Origin of the sequence: Chitinophaga sp. Hz27 (assembly GCF_042263525.1) — a bacterium.
Taxonomy (GTDB): Bacteria; Bacteroidota; Bacteroidia; order Chitinophagales; family Chitinophagaceae; genus Chitinophaga.
Map to the genome: position 1 here is coordinate 62,037 of NZ_JBHKFJ010000006.1, position 25,104 is coordinate 87,140.

Consider the following 25,104-nt stretch of genomic DNA (forward strand, 5'->3'; position numbering starts at 1 on the left):
AATGAAAAGTATATTATCATTTTTATTTTTATGCCTCCCTATATTGGTCTTTGGCCAAGAAATTCAGCCTGTTTATGGTGATTATTCATATCCTGGTAATATTCTATTTGATGGAGGAGTATCAATTCCAGTAAGAGATACAATAGGATATGCTCCTATTAGAGTAGGGTCGTTAGTTGTATTATCGTCTGACACTGTTGGGCATCCAATGAATGTTCCTATAAGAGTCTGGAATGGGCAATTTTGGACTATTTTATCTGCAGGAGGAGGTAATAATTATTTTGCATCTAATGGCATTCATCTCTCAGGGAACACTTTTCAACTTGGCGATTCCTTATCTCAAAACACCTCCATTAAAACAAAAGGCTTTTCGTTTGGCACTAATGCTGGCATTAGAAATATGCCACTATGGTATCTCACATCAAATTACCAACATTTTGGTTATACTGAATCAGATAGTACAATTTCTGGCTATAGATTTATCAATAATGGAAAGCGGGGTATATCAAGGTTTTACGCAGGAGGAGCTATTGTTGGTGCAATACAGCAAGGGGGATTATCGCTTAGCGACAGCACCAACTCGCAGTATCTGTCTGCAAGTAATAACAACTTTTCTCTTTATTCTAGTGGAAGCCCTTATGTTCAATTGAGTCCTACATCAGCGTTTATGTACATGCTGGCAAATTCTGATAGCACAAAATTCTTGACTGTTGATAATTATGGGCAACTGCAATTAAAATACCCAGGCTCTATAAAGGCGTTTGATTCTGCCTTTTATGATTCAAATGTTGGGTCTTTAGTTTTTAGATATAATCAGGGTGGTAATTTGGTAGTTGAAACTGGGCTATTAGATAGTATACATCAACGTAATCCAGGCGGCGCCAATACCGAATTACAATTTAACGACTCCGGTGTTTTTGGTGGTATGACTGGTATTACTTACAATAAGTCAACTGGTAATACCTCTTTGGGCTCAACACCTGGCGCCGCAAAACTAAACGTTGCCGGTGATATTTATTCTCTTGGTACTCTTTCTAGTGAGTATGCATCTGACTTTGGTGGCCGCATTTTGTTAAAAACCACCACTAAAACAGGCCTGCAATACGACAAATGGTATATCTCAAACTTTGGCCCAGCTTATGGCAATTATCTTGGTTTCTTTGGATTCACTGAGGACGGCACCGACGCCGCGATCAGACTAAAGGTGTTTGACGCAGGGAATGTCTGGGTATCCGGCAAAGTGAGTGCACAGCCAGCAACAGCAGATAGTAATTTGGTTGTTTTAGGGCAGATGCGAGATACCGTAAGAACCAGGGTGGGTATTGTATCAGATATCTTATCCCTATGCAATTATAGCGGCCTTGCAACTTCTGTAATGGTAAATGATACACTAAGAGGAGGTCTATTCAATTATGTATCCTCAGGTTTGTCGGTTGATTCTGGTGTAGTTTTTCCTGCTACTGGTAAAGGAGCTGGATATTGGAAGCGAATCTATGATAGATCAAATGGAATAAATGTTTTTTGGTATGGACCGGCAAGCAATGGTGTAACAGATGACGTAGCTAAAATCCAGGCAGCTATTGACCGATCAAATGCGGACAGTGTTGGCGTAGTAAAGCTAATCGGGTTGCGTGCTCGGACATCACAGGCTATTACTGTGCCAAGTAATACCAGGTTAGAGGCTTATGGAGCTTATATAGAACTTGCTCCTGGCTCAAATGATGACATCTTACGTAATTCAGATGTAACCAATGGCAATAAGAATATTAGTGTTTTTGGCGGTACCTGGAATGGTAGGGGATGGAGCCAAACACGAACAATTGCTGGCACTGTAGCGGCATCTAAATTTTGTTTCGGTTTCTTTTTCCATAAATGTGATAATGTAGAAGTTGGCAATGTCGAAGTTGACAGTACGCGCAGCTGGGGTATAGCTGCCGTTGTGTCGAAAAACATTCATGTTCATGATGTGCGATTCGAACAAAACCCATTTCTTCCGGGGAGCACAAATGTAGGTCTTGCTGAAAATGGAGACGGTTTTACCTTCCTGGCAGATAATGTAGTAGCGGAAAATATATCCGGCTTTACAAATGATGACATGGTGGGCGTAGGCTCAGGACAGCCTATATTCGGAGGTGTACTTGCCCCTTTTGAGTCTCATGATTATTCGAATATTATGATTCGAAATATCAGACCAGAAATTCGCAGAGATACTATCCCTACCTGGCGCGCAGTTGGTCTTTATAGTATTGGTGGAAAATGGCTGCGAAATATCACGGTAGAAAATACTAATGGTGTTTCTACCAGCGGCGGCGTTATAATCGCTGATCCAATGGGCAACATGGGCAATTTCTCCAATATTCAGCTTCATAATATAAATACAGCGACTCGTTCAGTTTCTGGTTACAGTGCTACACAATTCGGTATTATAACTGTGGAGGCAGCAAATATAGATCACCTTGTTGTAGATGGTGGCTCACGCAACGAAAAGCAAAATACTTCGCATATCCGTATTACAGATAGTAGCACAGTAAATAATTTGATTGTCTCAAATATCTCGTTGCAATACAATGGTTACCTGGGTCGATTAGTAGATGATGGCGGTAAGGTAAAGAATATCGACATATCTAATGTAATTATGAAAGATTCTGCTGGTATCATCGGCCAGCGTCTTTATGACCGTGGAGCATCAACTTTTAATACGGATACTCTTCTTCTTCGAGTTTCCAACTGCTATGTTACCAGGCCAACAGGTTTTAGCTCTATTAGCACAGGTGTAGGGAAAATCTCTTACGCGAGCTGGAGTATACCATTAGGGGATACTTCTGAACTGGCTGGGAGAAATGGAGACTATGCAATCTTTGACAATATTGGCCCTGCACACTTCCAGCGAGGAGGTTGGCGCCAGGTTTTGAACCCTCAAACCCTCACTGTAACAGGGCCGGAGGCATTACATGTTACCAACAGTGCAGGCTACATATCGTTTTATAATTCAGCAAATACCACAAGAACTGGCTTCTTGCAATTCGATGCAGTCAACGGTGCTAGAATCAGAACAGACATCAACGCACAATTCAGCGTAGAGACAAATGCAATGGAGCGTTTTGTAATTACCGGAGGTGGTACTGTTATTATCAATGGTCTTTATTACGTTAATGGCTCTGGATCGCCAGAGGGTACTGTTACTGCACCTATTGGTAGCTGGTATTCTGACAAGTCCGGAGGCGTGCCATACTTCAAAGTCTCTGGTACTGGCAATACTGGATGGAAACAAGTAACCCTCAATCCTTAAATGCTATGAAAGAAAAGACGTTTGCATTTATATCTGGCTCTCTCCCTCCGGCTATTATGGCAGCAGGCAAAGAGATTTTAATTACCCTTTTCCTTGGTGTTCTTGGCGGATTTGCTGGCATGTTCGGGAAGGAAATTTTTAATTATCTAAAGAAGAAGCTATGGCTGAAACAAAAATAGGGCTATCACAAGTAGAAAGACCCGCTCCTCTATGGTATCGCCGACTATCAAATGCTATCATATTTGTAACACCAGCGATTGGGCAGCTGGTAAGCACCTGGGGACTACCTGATAGTGTAGTTGCCCGCTGGTTATCCATCTTAACATTTATTCCTGCTGCAGTTAAGGGCATTGGCCTTATGCTTGGGAATGGGCAAAATTATACGGATGCGAGTATATCTAATACTACTAATAAGTAGCTGTGTATTTTATTCCTGTGCCATAGTAAAAAAGAACTCATCGCATACTAGCAGCAACCAAAGCACAGACAGCTCACAAGTAGAGGTGAGGCACGCAACGACCATCTCTGAGACTACTATAAAATCTACCGCACCAGGCTATACGAAATTCGATAGCCTGGGCTGGACGCAGTTTATTCCTGACGGAGATACGACTACCTATGAGCAGAATGTGAAGTCTGGTTCTTTGTCGGGTAAGATAAAAAGCAAACCGCGCAAAGACGGCGCCGGGAAAGTAGTAGGCCGCGATCTGGAGTTTACAGCTGTTAAATCGCCAGAGACTGTAGCAATACCGGTAGACATTCACACAATTACAGCGCAGCTCAACATTGATTCAGCTGCAGGAAAGAAAACAAGCAGTATCCAGCAGGAGAGTTCTTCTTCGTCGAAGGATTCCTGGCGGCTGCCCGCTGGTTTTATTATTTGCCTCTGTATAGCTGGACTTGCAGGAGCATGTATTTACTTTTTCAAACGATAGAAATGAATATTAACGATAACGTATGTACGTTCTTAAAAATATATTACCCTGCTTTTGTGCAGGCTGCAAGAGATAGCGAAAAGGATGCAAAGGCGCTATGGGAGAAGCAAAAGAAAATAAACCCGAAGGCACCTGAGCTATTCGGTGTGCCAGCAAGGTTTAAGTTGGCACAAACAGGATTGGAAAAAGGATGGGAGAAAGAGGCTCCTGGTAACAACTATAATGGCATTAAAGCAGATAAAGGCTGGACTGGAAAGAAGCAGCTGCTAGTCACTCATGAACAGTTTCCTGATAACGACCGAAAAAAACATGTCTTTCCAGAGGTAATTTCCATCACCAAATTAACTGATGGTAACTATTTATGGAAAGTGAAGGACTGGTTTAGGGCTTATGATACCGCAGCTGAAGGAATCGCCGACCATTGTAAATTCCTGTTGGAAAACCCACGGTACCTGCCAGCTTTCCAGTGTAACAACTCTGATGATTTCGCAATGGCAATAGCTAAAGCTGGTTATGCAACTGCCAAAGGATATGGTGAGACAATTAAGGGGATCATGAGAGATAGTATTGATCCAAGACTTAAAATGTTGGGGCTACCTCCTTTACCATAACGCAAATACAGTGCGCACCACCGATGTACCATCGCAGTACATCAAAGTACAGGCCTATGTAGTTAGCCCACACAGAAAAATAGATCTTCTCTAAAATCCGCTCACCTGGGCGGATTTTTTATATGGAAAAAATCAATACAAAAAGCCACGAATGAAAATGAACACGAAAACAAAAAGGAATAGAGTGGCAAACTTCAGTTGCGTTACTTTCGAAGTATGTTTTCTTCGTTTTCAAATGGAACGCTATCCCTACGGTTATTCTTGGCTGTGGGTTTTCAATAAAAATGGCTAATGTAGAGACATCAGCCAATCGTTTCAATCGTAAAGAGCTTACTCCAGTTGAATGGGTAAGTCCTAGGAAGTTTAGGGGCTATAAAATTATGGCCCGGCGTAGAAACGGCAGGCATACTTATCAAACCTCCCACCTAGCGCGATGGGAGTGTGGATTTTCTCGACAAATTATTCCATGAGAATAGATCTAATTCTGCAATTGTGGGATTGTTTTATATACAATATTTAGTATAATATCAATATCCTTCTTGCAATATGTTGCTCCGAGGTTTGGGTATAGCTTATCATAACTTTCAGTTAACCGTTCCGAATAGGTAATGCATCTGATGCCTTTATCTTTTAACATCGTCACCAAAACCTTACCCGCTAAATAGTAAGTATTTCCTACATCATAAAGAAAGAGGTCGATTTTCTCCATGACGAGAACATCCGTAATGTCATTACGAGAACTTGCAATTGTGATTTTGAATTGTGGAAATGATAACCTTTTAGCAAGAACAGTAGAAAAAACAGTATCCTGGTCTAAGATAATAATGTGCATTGCGGCAGGGTGTTTGAGGCTTAATAAATGCCGCGCACCAAATTTAAAATAATGCGCGGTACTCTTACATTGCGGCGACTGGAGGTCGTAGGAGACCGTGAAGCACACACAAAGAAGAGCCCGCGCAATAACGCAGGCTAGCTTCCCTGTTCATGACTTCTAAAAATTTCCTACGTTTCCAGTCCATGAACCTTTGAAGCAGCGCGATAATAAATTAAGGGCTGCAATGTACGCAATATAGGTAATTTTTGAACTGACTTCATTTATGAAGTCAATATTTTTTCTCTGTTGCAGCACCTTTAGTTTCCAATGAAAGGGCATGCAACATATCAGATAGCCTTCGGGAAGAAGGTTAAAGAACTCAGAGAGGCGGCTGGACTGTCTACTCGTGAGTTTGCTGATCATTGTGATATTGCTTTAGCCCAGGTTTGGAGAATAGAATCCGGGCGCGGAAACCCTACCTTGGCAACTTTATTTGTAATGGCACAGACCCTAAAAGTCTCCGTGGCACATCTGACTTCTGACATCTAATAAAAAGGCATAATTTTCGACATAAAAGCTCAGCCAAAAGATACAACGTCCATCCAGTACAGCTTATAAGGCTCGCTGTTTTTAATCTGCTTTTAATTATTATATTTATACCAGTCTATCGCCGACTGAATTCCATGATTAAGAAAACTATACTGATTCCACTGTTATTGGCTATACTCTCTATTGGTCAGGCGCAGGATTTTCTTTCCCTGAATGTGAGTAATGGCCTTTCCAACAACCAGGTTAATTGTATTTATAAAGATAATAAAGGGTTTATGTGGTTCGGGACCATGAGTGGCTTGAACCGCTTCGATGGCTCATCTTGTCGCGTTTTCCGTCATTATCCCGCAGATTCTTTTTCCATCAGCGACGATTTCATCTCCAAAATATTTCCTGCTCCAGACAATCATCTTTACATAAAAACAAGAAATGGGGATGTTGTATACAACCCGCAAAAAGAACAGTTTATAAAAGCAGCTGCCTGGTTGGGAAATTATGGCTTGCCTGCAAATGGAATTACCGCGGTGCGTGCGCATAATGGTAGTTATTGGTTTGCCTACGATAGCGGGCAACTTTACCGTATGGACGAACAAAAACACCTCTTGCCATTACAGGTACATCATCCAGCAAACCTCTCCATTGCCGATCTTGCCATTACCAACGATAATTACCTCCTGGTACTCTCCTACAACGGCGATCTCGAAAAGATAAATATCAGTAATAATACCCTCGTTTACAGAAAAAACATAGTGCCCTTAACTGCAGATAAAAGACCGCTTTCACTCAGCGTTTTTGCAGATGCAGACAACGACTATTGGATATATATGCCTGGTAATGATTTTGGGGTCATGTACATGGATAGTAAAAACAATACGACGAAGTATTTCAACTCCAGGAACGGCGCCTTGAATAATGATATCGTCAACAGCGTTGTGCAGGACGATAAAGGCCGGATATGGATTGGAACAGATCATGGCGGTATCACCATACTCGACAAAGAAAGTTTTACCTCCCATTTTTTAGTCAACAGGGAAGATGACGGAAAGAGTATAGCGGAAAATGCCGTGTATTCTTTGTACAAAGATAATTTAGGCATTATCTGGTGTGGCACTTACAAAAAAGGAATTAGTTATTATGGTGAGAATATGCGGAAATTTCGCCAGTATTCCCATCAATACAATGATCCGCATAGTTTGGAATACAATGACTTAAACTGCTTTGCTGAAGATAAAAAAGGAAATGTCTGGATTGGTACCAATGGAGGCGGACTTGTATACTTTGACCGGCAAACAGGCCAGTTCAAACAATGGAAGCACTCCGCTGATCCTGCGAGCATTAGCACTGATGTGATTTTGTCGATGTTGGTAGATGATGATAATAGTCTCTGGATAGGCTACTACTTCGGTGGCATGGACCATTTTGTGAATGGTAAAGCTATACACTATCAGCCGAATCCTGCTAATCCTAATAGTCTTGCAGGTAAAACGGTATGGAAAATTTATCGCGACAGCCAACATAATTTCTGGGTAGGCACCTTAGGCAATGGGCTGGATCGATTCGATCCTGAAAAAGGAACCTTCTATCATAGCAATGTGAACATGCCTAACTCTGTGCATTCAAATTTTATTTCAGCAATGACGGAAGATCCTGCTGGTAATCTGTGGATTGGGACTGCTTATGGAATTGATATGCTGGATAGGTCTAAAGGCGTTTTTATTCATTATCTCCGGGAAACACATGGCCTGAGTAATGATAATGTAAGCACTGTACATAGCGATAGATTTGGAAATATCTGGGCAGGCTCCCGCGATGGCCTTAGTGTATTCGATCCCATAGAACAACGCTTTCGGAATTTCAGGATGGAAGATGGCTTGCCAGATAATAACATCATCTCTATACTGGAAGATAAGGCAGGCCATCTGTGGGTCAGCACCAGCAATGGCTTGTGTAAGATTACTGTCAGGAGAGAAGCTGGCAACAGGGTTACTGGTATTAGCTCCCGCAATTTTAATAGTAAAGATGGATTACAGGGCGATGCCTTTAACGTGAATGCGGCCCTGCAACTGAAATCCGGGGAGCTGATATTTGGCGGCTCCGATGGCTTCAATCTCTTTGACCCCGCTGCTATCCGTCAAACCAGGGAGGAACCGCCACTGGTATTTACATCCCTGCAATTATTTAACAGGACTATTGGCGTTAATGAAAAATTGCATAACCATGTTATCCTGAATGCTGCTTTGCCGGAAACAAAAGAAATCGTCCTGCGCTACAATGAAAACGATTTCTCACTCGACTTCGCGGCGCTGGACTATATCAACACCGACAAGAATAAGTACAATTATATCTATAAGCTGGAAGGTTTTAACCGGGAGTGGCAAACCGCGGATTCAAGGTCTAAACGTATCACCTATACGAATATCAATCCTGGCAATTATGTGCTGCATCTGAAAGCCCTCAACGATGATGGCTCCAATAACTGGAAGGGCATATCGCTAAGGATCATCATACAGCCGCCCATCTGGGCTACTTCCTGGGCTTATATCGTATATGCATTGCTGTTGGCTGCCATGCTGTTTTTCCTTCGGAGATGGGTGCTGCAACGCGCTCACCGGAGGTTTGCCTTGGCACAGGAACGTAAAGAAGCACAACAACTACACGAGCTTGATATGTTGAAAATCAAGCTGTTCACTAATCTTAGTCATGAATTCAGAACGCCCGTTTCGTTGATCCTTGCACCGCTGGATGAAGTCATCCGACATGAAAAAGACCATGCCTTTAAGCATAAACTTTATCTGATACGCAGGAATGCCCGTCGGTTACTCAACCTGGTGAACCAGCTGATGGACTTCCGCCGTATGGAGATGCAGGAGCTGAAACTGGACCCAACGTCAGGAGATATTATCGGGTTTATCCGGGAGGTTGTGTATTCATTCACCGATCTTGCGGAAAGGAAACAGATGGACTTCAGTTTTCAAACCAATACAGAGGCACTGTATACCACTTTTGATCATGATAAGATGGAGCGTATATTATTCAACCTTCTATCCAATGCTTTTAAGTTTACCCCTGCCAATGGCTCCGTGCGTGTATATGCAGAAGTAGAGCAGGGGGCAGGAAATCACGCGGTATTACAGCTAAGGGTACAGGATACAGGCATTGGTATTCCGGGAGAGCGCCAGGAAAAGGTATTTGAGCAATTTTTCCAGAGTGATGTGCCTGGAGGCTTTGTGAGCCAGGGTAGCGGGATAGGTTTAGCTATTACCCGGGAGTTCGTGAAACTCTTCCACGGTACGATACACGTGGATAGTGAGGTAAATAAGGGCGCTGTGTTCACGCTTCGTATACCCCTGGAGGTTAGTGAGCCGGTAGAGAATGCCGTAACGCCGCAGCCCCTGTATGCAACAGAAAGTACCCCTCCTGAACCGGAACCTATAACCGCAATGCATGAGGAAAGCCGAAATGGGAAAGCTACCGTACTACTCGTGGAAGATAATGATGATTTCAGGTTTTACTTAAAGGAAAACATGAAAGAGTATTACTATGTCATTGAAGCTCAAGATGGTATGATGGGTTGGCAGAAAGCATTATCCAGCCATCCTGATCTCATTGTCAGTGATATCAATATGCCATTAATGGATGGCATCAGCTTGTGTGCCAAGATAAAAGGAGATAGCCGTACCCGTAGGATTCCTGTTATTTTACTCACCGCCATGGCCGCAGAGGAGCAACAGCTAAGAGGCCTGGAACATGGCGCCGCCGATTATCTGGTGAAGCCCTTCAACTTTGAGATTATGTTATCAAGAGTGAGGAAGGTATTGGCGAGTAGGCCGGTACAGCCAATGGTCATCGTATCCCAGCATCCGGAAGCTAATAATACCCTTAGCGCTGATGAGAAATTTATGCAGAAGACCCTGGAAATAGTGGAGAAGAATTTATCTAACCCTAACTTTTCTGTAGAAGAGCTGAGCAGGGAGCTGTGTATGAACAGGGTATCTGTTTATCGCCGGATATTCGGGATTACAGGGCAGCCGCCTATTGAGTTTATTAGAGGCGTACGATTGCAGCGTGCCGCTCAGTTGCTGACACGCTCCGAAATGAATATTACGGAGGTCGCGTATGAAGTGGGCTTCAATAATCCTAAGTATTTTACTAAATACTTCAAAATGACCTATAAAATGCTGCCATCCGTATATGCAGCAGCCAACAGAAAGTAAGGATGCAACAGGATGTAGCCCTCCCGGTTACATTTGATACCCTTCTCACGCAACAAGAACACCCCAAAGAATACACATTGTCGGTACCTGTGCTATACAGGTAAAGTATACTTTTATCCCATCGTTATGAAAGTCATCCAACTATGAAGTAGAAAGCCAAAATCAAAAGATCGCTCATTTATTAAATTTTAATTCTCCACGTATGAAAAGAGCCAGTATTACTGGAAGATCATTCCTGTTGGTATGGTTAATGGTCATCTGCTGTGCGTTGATATCGCCGGCATTTGCTCAACAACCTGCCAATACATCACCCAAATTAACAGGTACCGTTACTTCCACTTCAGGCCAGGCAATACCTGGTGCCTCCGTTTATGTGAAAGGCACCAAGCAGGCTGTTGCCACTGATGCACATGGACAGTTTAGTATCAGCGCCACCCCTGGCCAGGTGCTGACGATCAGCTCAATGGGCTACCTGACACGCGAAGTGAAAGTTACCAACAGCCTGAAAGTAAATGTAGAACTTCAGGAGAATCCAAGTCAACTCAGTGATGTACTGATCGTGGGATATGGTACCATGAAGAAAACAGACCAGAGTAGTGCCCAGGTATCTATCTCCTCTGCAGACATCAACAAAACCATCAACACCACCATGGATCAGGCCATTCAGGGCCGTGCCGCCGGTGTGTATGTAACGCAGAACAGTGGTCAGCCTGGTGGTGGCATCTCCGTGAATATCCGTGGGGTAAGCACCATCAACGGTACCACAGAGCCACTCTATGTTATAGATGGTGTGCAGATCCAGCCTGCCATTGTTTCGTATGGCGTAACCAGTTCCACCAACCCGCTGGCTGGTATTAACCCATCTGATATCGAATCAATGGAGATCCTGCAAGGCCCTTCCGCTACCGCTATCTATGGTACGCGTGCAACCAATGGTGTGGTATTGGTAACCACTAAAAGAGGCAGCAAAGGCGGACTGAAAGTAGGTTATAATTATCTCTACTCCCAACAGCAAACACCCAAAACGCTGGACGTAATGAGCTTACAACAGTTTGCTGTTATGAACAACGAAATCGCCGCCTTACTAAACCGTACGCCTACACCGGAATTTGCAAATCCTTCTGTATTAGGTAATGGTACTAACTGGCAGGAAGCATTGTTCAGAGCTGCGCCTTTACAAAAGCATCAGCTCACCGTCAGCAACAATGTTAATAATACCAACTACTATCTCTCCGGCGAATATCTTTCACAGGATGGGGTAGCCATTGGCTCTAATTTCAACCGCTACTCCTTCCGCCTCAATCTGGACAACCAGGCAAAGAAATGGTTGAAATTGAGTACTTCGCTCAACTTCTACCAGACAAAAGAAAAATTATCTACTACCAGTGAAGATGTTATTCATAATGCCATCAACCTGGCGCCTAATGTACCCGTGAAAAATCCTGACGGCAGCTGGGGCGGCGCCACTACCAATGAATTTGGTACCAATGCGCAATATGCACCGGTAAACCCTGTTGCTATCGCTTCCCTGGTAAACAATACCCTGAAGAAAAGCGGGGGATTAGGTAGTCTGGGGGCTGAGGTAACGATCATACCAGGACTCGTTTTTCGTACTACCTTCAACGGTAACTTCGAATATCAGGATGGTTCTATTTTTACGCCTACCTACCAGCTAGGGTATAAAGTAAATGAGCAGGCTACGATGACCGTTGCCACGAGTAAGAATTTCTACTGGAACCTGAATGAACTCCTCCAGTATAATAAATCATTTGGTAAGCATGATATAGGCGTGATGGTGAGCCATGAGGCACAGTCCTGGAACTATCAGAGCCTGAACTCCAGCCGCACTGGTTTCGCCAGCAACAGCATTCAATCCATTAATCTTGGTAATGCCACCGGGCAAACATCCGGCGCAGGAAAGGGAAGTGGCGCATTGGAATCTTATCTGACACGTATAAACTATAGCTATAAAGACAGATACATCTTGCAGCTGGCAGGTAGAGCGGACGGTTCTTCTAACTTCGGGCAGGACAACCGATGGGCTTATTTCCCTTCTGCCTCCGCTGCATGGCGTATCTCCCAGGAGCCCTTCATGAAATCAGTAGGCTGGATCAGTGATCTGAAACTGCGTGCGGAGATTGGACAAACAGGTAATAGTGGTGTTGGCGGTGTCCAATACAACTCCCTGGCTGCTACCACCACACCGATGGGTACAGGTTACAGGATCGCGCAATACGGTAATCCTGGTTTACAATGGGAGCTCACCAATACCAAAAACATAGGCTTCAACATAGGTATCCTGAAAGATCGTATTTCACTGGAAGGTGATTTCTATATCAGAAAAACGAAGAACCTGTTGATGCAGGCAACATTGCCAGCTTACCAGGGAACCAATGCAGAAGGTGCCATCACTCCACCTTACCTGAACGCTGGCTCTCTTGAAAATAAGGGCTTCGGGCTGACTTTAAACACTGTCAACATGCAAACCAAATCCGGTTTTGTATGGAAAACAAACTTCAATATCTCCCACTTTAAAACGACTGTTACCAAGCTGAATACCGATAATGGCTTCTTTACCAAAACGGCTTGGTTCATGAATAACTTCACCGAAAGGACTGTTGTAGGACAAGCACCATGGCAGTTTTATGGCTACGTATATGATGGCATCTTTAAGTCGGTGGATGAAATCAATAACAGCGCAATCCCCGCCCAGTCCGACGGTTCCCGCCTTCCTGTCAACAAAGACAACGGCGTGTGGGTAGGAGATATCAAGTATAAAGATCTCAACGGAGATAATATCATTGATTCCCGTGATCAGAAATTTATTGGTAGTCCATGGCCCAAATTCACCTTTGGTTTCAACAATAGTTTCTCTTACAAAGGTTTTGATTTGAACATCCTGGTAACAGGTGTACAAGGGAATCAGATCTATAATTACCTGCGTTTTGAAAATACGAATCCAGGTAATATTAATCTTGGTAGAAACTTGCTGGTAGAGACTTTTAACTACGCAAGAATAACAGATGCAGGTGATAAATCAACATTAATCAATGCAGGTACAAATGTGCCACGAATCACTGGAGCAGATGTGAATGGCAACAGTAACCGTTTTACTAACCTGTATGTAGAAGATGGTTCCTATATCCGTATTAAAAATGTGCAACTGGGTTACAACCTCCCTAACTCTTTGTTGCATATGCAATCATTGGTAAAGGCGCTGCGTGTATCCCTGGGCGTTCAGAACCTGGCTACTTTCACGAAGTATAAGGGTTATGATCCGGAAGTAGGCGCGTATATCGGAAAAGAGGCACAGCCACTTTCTTCGCTGATAGGTGTGGATGGTGGTCGTTATCCACTTACCCGTACTTATTCTGCCAGCATCGCTGTTGATTTTTAATACAGTAAAAAAGATAATCATGAAGTCTATATATCATAAAATATCCTTCCTTGTAATAGTGGCTGCTACGGCTATGGCTGGCTGTTCCAAGGATTTCCTGAATCGTCCGCCGGAAGATGCGATTGTAGATGCTAACTTCTACCAGACTTCCGATCAGATCATGGCGGCAACGGCGCCACTTTACAACGTGGTATGGTTTGCCTATAATGATAAGGCCTCGCATGGCCTTGGCGATGGTCGCGGTGGCGTGCTCATGTCTGGTTCTTATGAAGTCGATAATATCAGGATGCAGACCACCGACGTTACGCCGGAAGTCTATAGCTCCTGGAGCGCTTTCTTCAACGTGGTAGCTCAGTCGAACCTGACTATCAACAACATCACCAAATATGCAGGGCCTTCGGTTCCTGCCAATGTCAAGAACCAGGGTATTGCAGAAGGCCGCTTCATGCGCGCAGTTGCTTATTCTTACTTGACTATGAACTGGGGTGCTGTGCCACTCATCAATAATAACCTGGACTACCTCAATGATACTACGCTGACACGTAATACAGAAGAATCAGTATGGGAGTTCGTTATCCGTGATTTGCAGTTTGCCATGGCTAATCTGCCGGCCACCTCTTCTCAGAAAGGCCGCATTACCAAATGGTCTGCGGAAGGAATGCTTGCCAGGACCTACCTCATACGGTCAGGGCTAAACGGACAAGGTACACGTAAGCAGTCGGACCTCGACAGCGCTGCATTGCTGGCACAGGATGTTATCAATAATAGTGGTGCTTCGCTGATGTCAAATTATGAAGACCTCTTCCTAACAAAGAATAACAACAACTCCGAAAGTCTGTTTTCTTTACAGTGGAAATATGACGGAGACTGGGGCTCACAAAATAGTGTGCAGGCTTACCTCGCCTATGGTTCTGAGATTACCAGTTTCGGCGATGGATGGGGGAGTGATATCGGTGCTTCGCTGGACCAGTTGAAAATGTATTCTCCAAATGATAAACGTCGTAAGGCCACTTTCATGCTGCCAGGAGATCACTATACCTATATGCATCAGGCAGTGGATGATCCAAATAATCCTGGGAAGAAAATAATCCAGGAGTTGCAGGTGCCGGAAAACCAGACAGGCTATAGCTCAAGAGCCTGGGTGAAAAAATATGTAGTGGGCCGTCCGGAAGATAATGACGGCAAAGTTCAGTTTATGCGTACGGAAGTTTGTACTTATATGCAACGACTGGCAGAAGTATATCTGATTTATGCAGAAGCAGTTTTGGGTAACCAGGGATCTACTTCAGATGCCGTGGCACTGAAATATTTCAATGCTGTTCACAAAAGAGCAGGACTGCAAGAAGTAGGTAGTATTACCTGGGATGATATTTATAAAGAGAGAAGATTGGAATTTGGTATGGAAGGATTGGCCTGGTATGATCTGGTGAGATTACATTTTTATGATCCGGCAAAAGCTTTGGGCATTATTGCGAACCAGGACAAAGGCACTTATCGTATTGTCCCAAATACGCTCACAAATGCTACCAGTTGGACGATTACCAGTGATCAGCCAACCACTTATCCGGTATCAGAAAGCAATTTCCGACTGCCGCTGCCTGCACAGGAATTGAGTCAGGCGCCTAACCTCCGCAAACCTCCGGTGCCCTACAAATTTTAATCTTTAAAAGACAACGTATGACTTATCATCCTCAGAAAATATATAAAGGAGTAAGCAAAGTCATGACAGGATTGTTTGTTGCGACGCTCCTGCTGCTGGCCTCTTGTAAAAAAGATAATGATGTTTCGGGGCCGCCGGTAATTGATAAAATTACATTGCTCGACTCTGCGAAAACGGACAGCGCTTTTGTGAAAGCATTACCTGGAACGCTTTTGTTGGTTACAGGTAAAAACTTGTCAGGCCTTACATCCGTTAAGTTCAATGGTATGGATGCCTATTTTAATCCTGCCTATAATACCAATACACATTTGATCATCACTATTCCAGGTAATGCGCCTACAGAGGCTACTGTCCCGAATGTGACTAATATAATTACGTTTACCACCAATCATGGCGCTACTACTTATTCGTTTGTGGTAGACGTGCCACCACCTGCTATCAGTAGTGTCTCCAATGAAAATGCGCTGGCAGGGGATTCGGTATATATTTATGGTTCCAGCTTATATCTGATCGAAAAGATAGTATTGCCTGGCAACAGAACCATTACCGATGTGGTAACTACGCCAGCGGGTACCTATGTAGGATTTGTAATGCCTGATCTGGGAAATGATACAGGAAGACTGGTATTATATGGTAAGCTGGGTACGGCGATGTCTGATGGGCCATTAAATGATCACCAGAGCGGAGATGTGATCAGTAATCTTACCAACGATGGAGAAGCAGGAGAGCAACCAGTGTTTAATTGGGCCTGGTGGGGTGCAAACAGGAGCAACGATGCGAGCATGTTCCCAGGTACCAGAGGATATTATCTGCAGAGTGTATTCGGTGGCCTTAGTGCTAATGATCCTGCCTGGTGGAATGGTGGCCGTTCAGGAAATTTCAATGCGGTCAATGTATTGCCCGCAGCGGCTCGTACGCAGCCGGCAGCCAATTACGCGCTGAAATTTGAAGTGAATACGAAAGAGCCTTGGAAGGCAGGAGTCAATGTACTCAGACTGGGAGATAATTTCGCATTCCGCTACCTACCGTATACCAATGCGAGCGATAAAGTTTTTGATACCCAGAACGAATGGCGAACCGTAACAGTGCCATTGTCATCCTTCAAAAAGGCAGATAATGGCGTAGAGGGCACCGGCGCCAATGCCGTTACGGTGAGCGATGTACTGGATGCTGCCGGAACAGTTACGTTTACGTACCACATCATTACAGAAGCAGATCCTGTTGATGCTTATAATACTGCCTACGACAATTTCAGGATTGTTAAAATCAAATAGGTGGGTGATAGAAACGTAGAAGTGCCGGATGTAAAGGGGCATCCGGCCTTTTACTTTAATGATGAATAAAGTTACTTACATGAGCAAGAAGAAATATACCATGCTGTTGGTGATGTCGTTGGTAATTGCCTGTGGCAGAGCATCTACGCCAGCGCCAACCACTACCGGTAACGGTGGCGACACTACGAAAATTACTACGCCGGCAGATCCTGCCACTCCTGCCACGATTGGATTTTTCCTGAACGACTGGCAACCTAAAACCTTTACTGCTCCGGCATATATACCTGGCACTGTGCCGTCAAATACCACCGCAGAAGTAACCGTAGATGCTACGACAGTCGTTTCCAAACTAACCCCCACTTTATTTGGTAATAACGCTAACCCATATATGACGCAGATGGTTACACAGTCTACACTGATGGAACATATTACCAACCTGCATCCTGGCATTATCCGCTTTCCTGGTGGTAATATCAGTAGTGTGTTTTTCTGGAACGCGGTACCAGGCAATGCTCCGGCAGATGCGCCGCAGAAAATCCTGGATGCAAACGGTAATCCTATTGATCCGGGTTATTGGTATGGTAATAACGGCGCCGACTATACGTTATCTGTTGCCAATTATTACAATATGTTGCAACAAACCGGCAACGAGGGTATCATTACTATTAATTATGGTTATGCGAGATATGGAACCGGTGCAGACCCTGTGGCCGCAGCGGCCCATCTGGCGGCCGATTGGGTACGATACGATAAAGGGCGCACCAGGTATTGGGAGATTGGCAACGAAAGCAATGGCACCTGGCAGGCAGGATACAGGATTGATCCGGCAGGTAACAAAGACGGACAGCCAGCTATCATCACCGGTGATACCTACGGCAAACACTTCAAAGTATTTGCTGATTCCATGCGGAAAGCTGCTGCAGAAGTAGGCAAGCCCATTTTTATTGGTGCACAAATGTTAGAACAGGCGCCTGCTTCCTGGTCCAATAATACTGATAAAACCTGGAATACAGGCGTATTGCAGCAATCCGCTAATAGCCCGGACTATTATATCATTCACAGTTATTTTACGCCTTATAACACAAACTCAACGCCAGCTGAAATATTGGCGACAGGGACAAGCAACCCTAAAGCTATGGCGGCTTATGTGGCTCAGTGCTGGCAGACAGCAGGAACCACGCCAAAGCCAATCGCTTTAACAGAGTGGAATATTTTTGCTACCGGCTCCAAACAAATGGTGTCGCAGATTGCTGGTGTACATGCCACTATCGTATTGGAAGAACTGATGAAACTAGGCTACGGCATGGCAAGTCGCTGGGACCTTGCCAATGGCTGGAACAACGGCGATGACCATGGATTGTTCAGTCAGGGCGAAGCTGCTTCCGGTGAAAGTAAATGGACACCTCGCCCGGCATTCTACTATATGTATATGCTACAAAAAACAGCAGGAGACAGAGTTATTAATGCAGCTGTAACAAAAGGTAGCACTGATATACTGGCGTATGCATCCACCTTTTCCAGTGGACAGCTACAGGTAGTATTAGTAAATACTGGCGGCAATTTACAGTCGGTTGCCTTACAATTTAAAAACTTTAAAGCTGGTAGCCGTTACTATTGGTACACGCTGGATGGCGGCAGCAGTAGCTTTTCGAGGAAAGTATCCATCAACGGGGAAGGCCCTGTCAACGGCTCCTTCGGTGGCCCAGCAACCTACACCACCGTAAAAGCATACGGCGCAGATGCCGGCCAGGGTATCAAAGTAAACGTACCACCGATGTCTGTAACAATTTTGCAGATTGAGAAGCAATAAGAGATATGAACAGCTGGACAGAAAATCTTATCCATTACTGGCGTTCCGAACAGGTACAGCTGAACAATGGAACGCTGATAGAAATGATCAGTGAAGCAGAAGAAATATTACATTTTCGCTTTCCAGGCGAATTCAAAGAATTATACCTGCAGATGGACGGTTTCGCCGCTATTGGTAAAGGGCTGCCATTCAGTATGTGGTCTATAGACAGGATTCTGTATGAGCATGCGCCTACTGGTGGAAGCTTTATAGGTTTTGCGGAGCTATTACAGCACCCTGTAGTGTTGGGGTTTAAGATGCATACAACAGGAATTTACCTGCGTAGTAAACCGGAAACCCCGGTGGCGGCCTCGTTCCGGGAAAGCCTGGAATTGATCATACATCATTCAGAACTATTAATGCAAACGTAAATATTAACTTTATTCCTCCTCCTGACAATTGAAGACATCCGCAACAATACTTCATTGTCAGCTGTTTTTAAACCATAAAACGTTTAGCAGGAGCGTATGAAAAAGGTAGTTTTAATCACAGGGGCCTCTACAGGTATGGGTAAAGAAACCGCCCTGCTGCTGGCCAACAGCGGATATACGGTGTATGGCGCCGCACGCCGCACCGCTTTAATGCAGGATTTGATTCCCGTGGGTGTCCAGGTGTTATCTATGGACGTTACCAATGATGAACAGATGGTAGCCGGTATCAATACGATCATTGCCAAAGAAGGCCGATTGGATATATTGATCAATAACGCCGGATTTGGCTCTTATGGCGCCATTGAAGATGTACCAATGGCAGATGCCAGGTATCAGCTGGAAGTAAATGTAATAGGGGCACTGCGACTAATACAGTTGGTGCTTCCACATATGCGTAGCCAGGGTGGAGGAAAGATTGTCAATATTTCTTCTATCGGAGGTAAGGTGGCAACACCTTTTGGTGGCTGGTACCATGCCAGCAAATTTGCACTGGAAGCGTTGAGTGACAGTCTCCGGAATGAAGTCAGACCTTTTAATATAGCCGTAATCGTTATAGAACCAGGAGGTGTTGAATCCGAATGGGGAGATATTGCGTTTAAAAGTCTGCTTAAAGTTTCTGGGAATGGGGCCTACAAAGCAATGGTAGAGCGTTTTGCCAAAGCCTTCGAAAAAACCATGCATAAAAATGCAGCACCAGCAGTAATAGCGCAACTCATCAAAAAGGCGCTCGCTGCTAAAAAGCCTAAAACGCGCTATCATGGTGGATATATGGCCGGGCCAATACTTGCAGCCAGAAAGTTGCTGGGTGATCGTATGATTGATAAGGCCATTGCGAGTCAATTAAAATAATCCTGGAATTGTCTATCTTACAGGCACCTGTAAATATTATGAATACGCGCGTCGCTAAATTCCGCCAACAATTTCAGTCTCATGCTACTACCCAACGCAGGATGGAAGTTCCTGCAAAAACAATTCTCTTAAATGAAGGGCAGATTTCCCATAACTATTACTTTATCGAAAAAGGTGCTATCAGGGCCTGGTTTAATAATAAAGGAAGGGATATTACATTCCAGTTTTTCTTTGAAGGCGAGGGCCTGGCGTCTGCCGAAAGTTTCCGCTATGGCACGCCCAGTAAGGTGACAATCGAAACGATGGAGCCTTCTGTGATACAGGTTTTGCATAAAGAAGATTATCAAAAAATAATGCAGGAAATGGAACATGATCCGGCATTTTTAAAGGAGATGATAGATGTTATGTTTGAGCGGCAGCTGAATTATATGAACCATTTTATGTCGTTCATCAGGGATACCCCCAAAGAAAGATATCTTCATCTGTTAAAAGAAAATCCTGCACTGCTTCAAAGGGTGCCACAGCATTATATTGCATCTTATCTTGGTATCACTGCTGTGTCGCTGAGCCGCATCCGTAATAGTATTCTTCGGCAGAAAAAATAAGGTTGAAACTTCTTAACAAATGTTATCGTCTGCCTGTTCATCTTACAGGAACTTTGTGTTATAAACAAGTATCATTTATGAAAGCAGCGATTATTCATGCATATGGAGAAACGCCACAATATGGCGATATCAAACAACCTGAACATCCAAAAGACGGACAGGCGATCGTTTCCGTTAATGCCGCCTCTATCAAGAACCTGGACAAAGGTATAGTGGCAGGAAAGCATTATTCAAAACCTTACGAAAATTTTCCGGCCGTGGTGGGTCTTGATGGTATTGGCACCATGGAAGATGGAGAAAGAGTATATGCGCAGGCAATTGCCCCATATGGGATGATGGCAGAGTATGCCCTGATCAATAAAAAAACAGCCATCCAGATTCCGGACAATGTAGATGATGTGACAGCGGCAGCTTTGCCTAATCCGGCATTGTCAGCCTGGTTTTCACTGGCATGGCGTGCAGCATTACGGCCAGGAGAAACGGTGTTTATACTCGGCGCTACCGGTGTCACGGGGAAGATCGCCATTCAGCTGGCGAAAGCACAAGGGGCAGGGAAAATTATTGCAGCGGGCCGTAATGAGGCCGTGTTGGAAACCTTGCAGGAACTTGGCGCTGATGAAACTGTATCGCTGAAAGGCAGTGATGCAGAGATCCACGCGCGTATCCAGCATCAGAAAAGCAAACATCCTTTTGACGTGGTACTGGATTATGTATGGGGCGTGCCGGCAGAAATATTATTAGACGTGCTAACAGGCCACGACCTGCATGCAGTAGCGCATAGAACAAGGTATGTTCAGATAGGGGAGATGGCTGGTCCTGTTATCAGGCTTTCTGCGGCGGCATTGCGAAGTAATTCGCTGGAATTATACGGCGTTGGAGCGGGCAGTGTTCCTAAAGAAGTATTGCAAGAAGCATTTACCTGTACTTTACCTGAATTATTTCAGCTGGCTGCAATTGGTAAGCTGAAAATAGATACCGCTCCCGTTAAGCTCAAAGATATTGCCAGCGCATGGAACAGTGCAGAACAAGCAGGAAAACGCATGGTTGTCATTCCCTAATTTCATATCTTACAGGTGATAGTTTGTAGGGTATTCAACAATAAATTCGGAATTGATATGAACCAGGAAAGTTATTCACCATTAGACAACCCGGTATGGCATTCATTGCAAACCGTTCAACGTTATTTTGCTCAGGGAACAGAGAACATCCAGCGTTACAAGTCAGACGTATTGCCGTTTATGGGATATGATCCGGCTACCTTTACGACGTTGGAGGAAATAAGGCCATGGGTAGCTCCGGGAGGAGAATCATTATACATAGTAGGTGAACTACCCATTTTACCAGATAATTGGTCGTTGCAAAATGAGTTAGTTTGTTTGCAGATGATCTGTGAAGAGAAGCCTGAGAAAGAGGAGCGGGAGGGAAGAACCATTATTCAATTAACCGCGGCTGATAAACCAGCGATGTTTGAACTAGCCAATCTGGTACAGCCCGGGTATTTTATGCCTGAAACCCCTGAATTGGGGACGTATTATGGAGTGCGCGTCAATGGAAAGCTGGTTGCTATGGCCGGGCAGCGTATGTGTATGGCCGGACTCACGGAGGTAAGCGCCGTTGTTACACATCCGGAGCATACCGGTAAAGGACATGCGACCGCATTGGTGACAGAGGTATGCCGCGGTATATTTGATGCCGGCGATATTCCTTTCCTGCACGTTACAAAAACAAATGCCAGGGCAGTGGCTATATATGAGCAATTGGGTTTCAAGGTAAGAAGAGAAATCTCTTTCTGGAAAGTCCTGATCAATTAATCCCAGGTACCAAAACTTTTGATGAAGGATGTATCATTTTGATGCATCCTTTTTTAATGCAAAAAGGTAGCGTCTTTGAAAAGACACTACCGTTCCTAAGCATAAACAAATTAGCAATCATCAAAAGTTAATTCCTGCACACACTGATAGCATTCAGGAAAATCTGTTATTTTATCACAGGTGGAATATGCATCGTTAATGTAGTTATAACATAACCCATCGCGCATCTCCGCAAAGGAAATGTGATAAGCTAACATTAAGATCTACCTGTTCCGGTAAATGAATTGGGTGAAAAACTTGAATAAAAGGTACCAGCGTTAATACCTATCTGCTACAACTTTTATTGGTTGATGATACTGCTTCGTAATGCTTCGGAAATTTCTTCTATAGTAATGTTATTTCGGTGATAATGGTACGATTTCGCAATAATGGACTTGTGTGTCTTTTTGTCAACAGTATCTAACACAAAAAAAAATATAATGTTTAAATTCTACAGAAAAAAAAATTTGAGGTGATACAATTATTCGGGTTCTGATTCGATTTAGCAATCGTTTATGCATTGCTGTTAGCTTAGCCAATAATGTAAACTCATTTATAATATTTTGTTTTTTTAAAATATCTGGCACTGCCTATTCCTTTATCAGGAGGCATTAAATCGAATTAGCAGGGTTGAATGCAGGCATTATATGTTTTGACTTTACGTAAAAGATTAACATTTTTCCATCTTTTTGAGCATCTTTGAAAGAAAAGAACCTATGGAATTGGTAGCAACAACACGTTGTCCAAATTGTAACAGTAGCGATTTTAAGCCTAAACCGATGAATAATGACTGGAATGGATCAAATGATCCGGACCTGGACTTCAGTCTTTTGGTTGATAATACAGAGACGATAGTTGTCTGTCAATATTGCCATACTGAATTCAAAGCCAAAGGTGTAAGACGCAGTTTCGATTATCGTAAGAAGCCGGCACCAGCACCGGTTCCCCAGAAGAGCCTCCGAACTGCAGGATCTAAGGTTAGTGCAGTACTGTTGTACATGATGTCCTTCTTTTTTTTCCTGGTAAGCTTAGGTGCTATCGACAGTATAATAAAGGGAGAGACTAAAAACCCTATTGGCATTTCGATTTTCGTCCTGCTTTTCATAGCGTTTGTTTCCGTTGCTTGTTTTTTATCTGCACGGAAAAACTGGCGGGGCTCTAGATAAGAATGGAGTCCAGATACATAAAAAAATTCTGTGGACTATCACAGGATTTTTTTTATTGCTTAAGCTTTTGTTTGGAAGAAAAGAGGAGTATCATCAAAGCACCCAGCCATGCGCTGACCGCCGACCACCACATTACTTTCTGATAGGCCGTTATAAAGCTTTTATGATATACCCCGGTAACGGCAGTACGAACTACTGGTGACAGCTGCTTAGGAGCGGTGGCATTGCCCAGATCGGCAGTTTGTGCTAGTATCGATTGCTGCTCTACTGCATTTAACTGCAAACGTTCGATATCCTGGCTAACTGCTCCCGAAAAATATACTACTGCCAGCGCCCCTAATATTGCTACTGCAAATACGGCTGCTATCCTTGTAATAGCATTATTGACACCACTGGCGGTGCCGGATAAATGTGTACTTACAGCTCCCATCACGGTGGCGGTCAATGGCGCTACCGTTAACGACATCCCCAAACCCAATACGAGTATGCCTGGAAAAAATGTATACCAATATTCATGAGCACCTGTGGTCTGCCCAACCCTCGACATCAGGAATAGGCCTAATCCGGCGATTGCCGGACCTGCGATTAAAAAATAACGCGGCCCCCACTTATCGGCCAAACTGCCCGCTAATCGTGATAAGAATATCATGAGGATGGTAAATGGCAGAAAGGTGAGTCCTGACTCCAGCTGCGTATAGCCTTGTACCTGGATCAGGTTAAGGCTGAGGAATAGCATGCCTCCGCTCAAACCCGCATATAAAAAGAAGGTAAGCAGGTTGGTACTGGTAAAAACCTTGTTGTTGAATAAATTCATCGGCAACATTGGATACTTACCTTTCTTCTCTACTATAACAAATAAAATCAGCAAAATAATACCCGCGCCGATAGTGCCATAAATCTGCGGATGCCCGAAACCTACAGTGGGCATACGCAGAAACCCGAACGTTACTGCTGCTAATCCGGCGGCAATCAAAAAGGCGCCGGCATAATCAATGGTAGCAGGAGCATCAGCATCTCTGGTTTCGGCAACTTTAGTAGCCAGTATCAGTAATGCGATGATGCCGATAGGTACGTTGATGAAAAAGATAGCGCGCCATAATCCGGCATCTGCCAGGGCGCCACCCAATGCCGGCCCACCCATGGTAACCAGCGTGGTCACCGCAGACCAGGTGCCAATGGCACGGCCACGCTCATCATCATTGATACTGGATGAAATCAGCGAAAGACTGCCAGGAATCATCAAAGCGCCGCCAATGCCCTGTATTACACGAAAAAAGATCAGCATCCCCGCTGTGGAAGAACAACCACAGGCAGCGGAGCCTAGTATAAATATCGTGATACCGATCATGTATATACGCTTGCGGCCTAGCCTGTCGCCCAGACTGCCCCCGATCAGTATCAAAGCCGCCAGTATCAACATATAGCTGTTGATGACCCAAAAGAGTTCTTCTGCGGTAGCCTGCAAATGCTTTTGCAGCGAAGGAAGCACCACATTTAACGCCGTGCCGTCGATGAATGCCATCGCGGATGCAAGGATAGTGGAAACCATTACCCATCTGCCTGCTGTACTTTTAAGAGAAACGGTGGCCATAATAATTTAATACTGAGAAA

At 44.2% G+C, this 25,104-nt stretch carries 18 protein-coding genes; 16 read left to right on the forward strand and 2 right to left on the reverse strand.

The genetic code is table 11. The annotated features are described in order from the left end of the window. Window position 1: 1 nt before the first annotated feature. From ACE38W_RS15025 to ACE38W_RS15100, 16 genes are all read left to right on the forward strand, one after another. Entirely contained in the window at window positions 2-3,289 is a 3,288-nt protein-coding gene (locus ACE38W_RS15025; protein WP_375832060.1) for a hypothetical protein, read from the forward strand. A 5-nt stretch (window positions 3,290-3,294) separates the two neighbouring features. After that, window positions 3,295-3,468, forward strand: a complete 174-nt coding sequence (locus ACE38W_RS15030) for a hypothetical protein (RefSeq protein WP_375832061.1) — start codon at window positions 3,295-3,297, stop codon at window positions 3,466-3,468. Continuing rightward, the gene (locus ACE38W_RS15035; protein ID WP_375832062.1) at window positions 3,450-3,707 is read left to right on the forward strand and encodes a hypothetical protein; all 258 of its coding nucleotides are present in this window, start codon (window positions 3,450-3,452) and stop codon (window positions 3,705-3,707) included. Before ACE38W_RS15030 ends, ACE38W_RS15035 begins: the two co-directional genes overlap by 19 nt. Beyond that, on the forward strand, window positions 3,676-4,224 hold the full coding sequence (locus tag ACE38W_RS15040; RefSeq protein WP_375832063.1) for a hypothetical protein: 549 nt from the start codon (window positions 3,676-3,678) through the stop codon (window positions 4,222-4,224). Before ACE38W_RS15035 ends, ACE38W_RS15040 begins: the two co-directional genes overlap by 32 nt. Window positions 4,225-4,226: 2 nt before the next feature. Further along, window positions 4,227-4,835: a glycoside hydrolase family 73 protein gene (locus ACE38W_RS15045; RefSeq protein ID WP_375832064.1), complete on the forward strand. Its 609-nt coding sequence runs from the start codon at window positions 4,227-4,229 to the stop codon at window positions 4,833-4,835. A gap of 1,141 nt (window positions 4,836-5,976) precedes the next feature. Then, the gene (locus tag ACE38W_RS15050; protein WP_375832065.1) at window positions 5,977-6,198 is read left to right on the forward strand and encodes a helix-turn-helix domain-containing protein; all 222 of its coding nucleotides are present in this window, start codon (window positions 5,977-5,979) and stop codon (window positions 6,196-6,198) included. 134 nt (window positions 6,199-6,332) lie between these two features. Continuing rightward, complete coding sequence (locus ACE38W_RS15055; RefSeq protein ID WP_375832066.1) at window positions 6,333-10,412, forward strand: two-component regulator propeller domain-containing protein; 4,080 nt, start codon at window positions 6,333-6,335, stop codon at window positions 10,410-10,412. 202 nt (window positions 10,413-10,614) lie between these two features. Continuing rightward, on the forward strand, window positions 10,615-13,809 hold the full coding sequence (locus tag ACE38W_RS15060) for a SusC/RagA family TonB-linked outer membrane protein (RefSeq protein ID WP_375832067.1): 3,195 nt from the start codon (window positions 10,615-10,617) through the stop codon (window positions 13,807-13,809). A gap of 19 nt (window positions 13,810-13,828) precedes the next feature. Beyond that, a complete protein-coding gene (locus ACE38W_RS15065) occupies window positions 13,829-15,469 on the forward strand; it encodes a RagB/SusD family nutrient uptake outer membrane protein (RefSeq protein WP_375832068.1) in 1,641 nt (546 codons plus the stop codon). 17 nt (window positions 15,470-15,486) lie between these two features. Then, window positions 15,487-16,743: a glycan-binding surface protein gene (locus ACE38W_RS15070; RefSeq protein ID WP_375832069.1), complete on the forward strand. Its 1,257-nt coding sequence runs from the start codon at window positions 15,487-15,489 to the stop codon at window positions 16,741-16,743. A gap of 79 nt (window positions 16,744-16,822) precedes the next feature. Further along, window positions 16,823-18,553, forward strand: coding sequence for an alpha-L-arabinofuranosidase (locus tag ACE38W_RS15075; protein WP_375832070.1), 1,731 nt, complete (start codon window positions 16,823-16,825; stop codon window positions 18,551-18,553). 5 nt (window positions 18,554-18,558) lie between these two features. Next, a complete protein-coding gene (locus ACE38W_RS15080; protein ID WP_375832071.1) occupies window positions 18,559-18,963 on the forward strand; it encodes a hypothetical protein in 405 nt (134 codons plus the stop codon). A 96-nt stretch (window positions 18,964-19,059) separates the two neighbouring features. Further along, on the forward strand, window positions 19,060-19,872 hold the full coding sequence (locus ACE38W_RS15085) for an oxidoreductase (protein ID WP_375832072.1): 813 nt from the start codon (window positions 19,060-19,062) through the stop codon (window positions 19,870-19,872). A gap of 8 nt (window positions 19,873-19,880) precedes the next feature. Beyond that, complete coding sequence (locus ACE38W_RS15090) at window positions 19,881-20,477, forward strand: Crp/Fnr family transcriptional regulator (RefSeq protein ID WP_375832073.1); 597 nt, start codon at window positions 19,881-19,883, stop codon at window positions 20,475-20,477. Between the two features lie 77 nt (window positions 20,478-20,554). Further along, window positions 20,555-21,535: a zinc-binding alcohol dehydrogenase family protein gene (locus ACE38W_RS15095; RefSeq protein WP_375832074.1), complete on the forward strand. Its 981-nt coding sequence runs from the start codon at window positions 20,555-20,557 to the stop codon at window positions 21,533-21,535. A gap of 57 nt (window positions 21,536-21,592) precedes the next feature. Then, window positions 21,593-22,288, forward strand: a complete 696-nt coding sequence (locus tag ACE38W_RS15100; RefSeq protein ID WP_375832075.1) for a GNAT family N-acetyltransferase — start codon at window positions 21,593-21,595, stop codon at window positions 22,286-22,288. Window positions 22,289-23,240: 952 nt separating this feature from the next. Here ACE38W_RS15100 and ACE38W_RS15105 read toward each other — a convergent pair. Then, complete coding sequence (locus ACE38W_RS15105) at window positions 23,241-23,432, reverse strand: hypothetical protein (RefSeq protein WP_375832076.1); 192 nt, start codon at window positions 23,430-23,432, stop codon at window positions 23,241-23,243. A gap of 113 nt (window positions 23,433-23,545) precedes the next feature. Then, window positions 23,546-25,084 carry an MFS transporter gene (locus ACE38W_RS15110; protein WP_375832077.1) on the reverse strand — a complete coding sequence of 513 codons (1,539 nt, stop codon included), beginning with the start codon at window positions 25,082-25,084 and terminating at the stop codon, window positions 23,546-23,548. Between the last annotated feature and the right edge of the window lie 20 nt (window positions 25,085-25,104).

Bases quoted from the DNA above. Each gene is read 5' to 3' on its own strand.
- ACE38W_RS15025 (WP_375832060.1), top strand. From the start codon at position 2: ATGAAAAGTATATTATCATTTTTATTTTTATGCCTCCCTATATTGGTC.
- ACE38W_RS15030 (WP_375832061.1), top strand. From the start codon at position 3,295: ATGAAAGAAAAGACGTTTGCATTTATATCTGGCTCTCTCCCTCCGGCT.
- ACE38W_RS15035 (WP_375832062.1), top strand. From the start codon at position 3,450: ATGGCTGAAACAAAAATAGGGCTATCACAAGTAGAAAGACCCGCTCCT.
- ACE38W_RS15040 (WP_375832063.1), top strand. From the start codon at position 3,676: ATGCGAGTATATCTAATACTACTAATAAGTAGCTGTGTATTTTATTCC.
- ACE38W_RS15045 (WP_375832064.1), top strand. From the start codon at position 4,227: ATGAATATTAACGATAACGTATGTACGTTCTTAAAAATATATTACCCT.
- ACE38W_RS15050 (WP_375832065.1), top strand. From the start codon at position 5,977: ATGAAAGGGCATGCAACATATCAGATAGCCTTCGGGAAGAAGGTTAAA.
- ACE38W_RS15055 (WP_375832066.1), top strand. From the start codon at position 6,333: ATGATTAAGAAAACTATACTGATTCCACTGTTATTGGCTATACTCTCT.
- ACE38W_RS15060 (WP_375832067.1), top strand. From the start codon at position 10,615: ATGAAAAGAGCCAGTATTACTGGAAGATCATTCCTGTTGGTATGGTTA.
- ACE38W_RS15065 (WP_375832068.1), top strand. From the start codon at position 13,829: ATGAAGTCTATATATCATAAAATATCCTTCCTTGTAATAGTGGCTGCT.
- ACE38W_RS15070 (WP_375832069.1), top strand. From the start codon at position 15,487: ATGACTTATCATCCTCAGAAAATATATAAAGGAGTAAGCAAAGTCATG.
- ACE38W_RS15075 (WP_375832070.1), top strand. From the start codon at position 16,823: ATGAGCAAGAAGAAATATACCATGCTGTTGGTGATGTCGTTGGTAATT.
- ACE38W_RS15080 (WP_375832071.1), top strand. From the start codon at position 18,559: ATGAACAGCTGGACAGAAAATCTTATCCATTACTGGCGTTCCGAACAG.
- ACE38W_RS15085 (WP_375832072.1), top strand. From the start codon at position 19,060: ATGAAAAAGGTAGTTTTAATCACAGGGGCCTCTACAGGTATGGGTAAA.
- ACE38W_RS15095 (WP_375832074.1), top strand. From the start codon at position 20,555: ATGAAAGCAGCGATTATTCATGCATATGGAGAAACGCCACAATATGGC.
- ACE38W_RS15100 (WP_375832075.1), top strand. From the start codon at position 21,593: ATGAACCAGGAAAGTTATTCACCATTAGACAACCCGGTATGGCATTCA.
- ACE38W_RS15105 (WP_375832076.1), bottom strand. From the start codon at position 23,432: ATGAAAAGCAGGACGAAAATCGAAATGCCAATAGGGTTTTTAGTCTCT.
- ACE38W_RS15110 (WP_375832077.1), bottom strand. From the start codon at position 25,084: ATGGCCACCGTTTCTCTTAAAAGTACAGCAGGCAGATGGGTAATGGTT.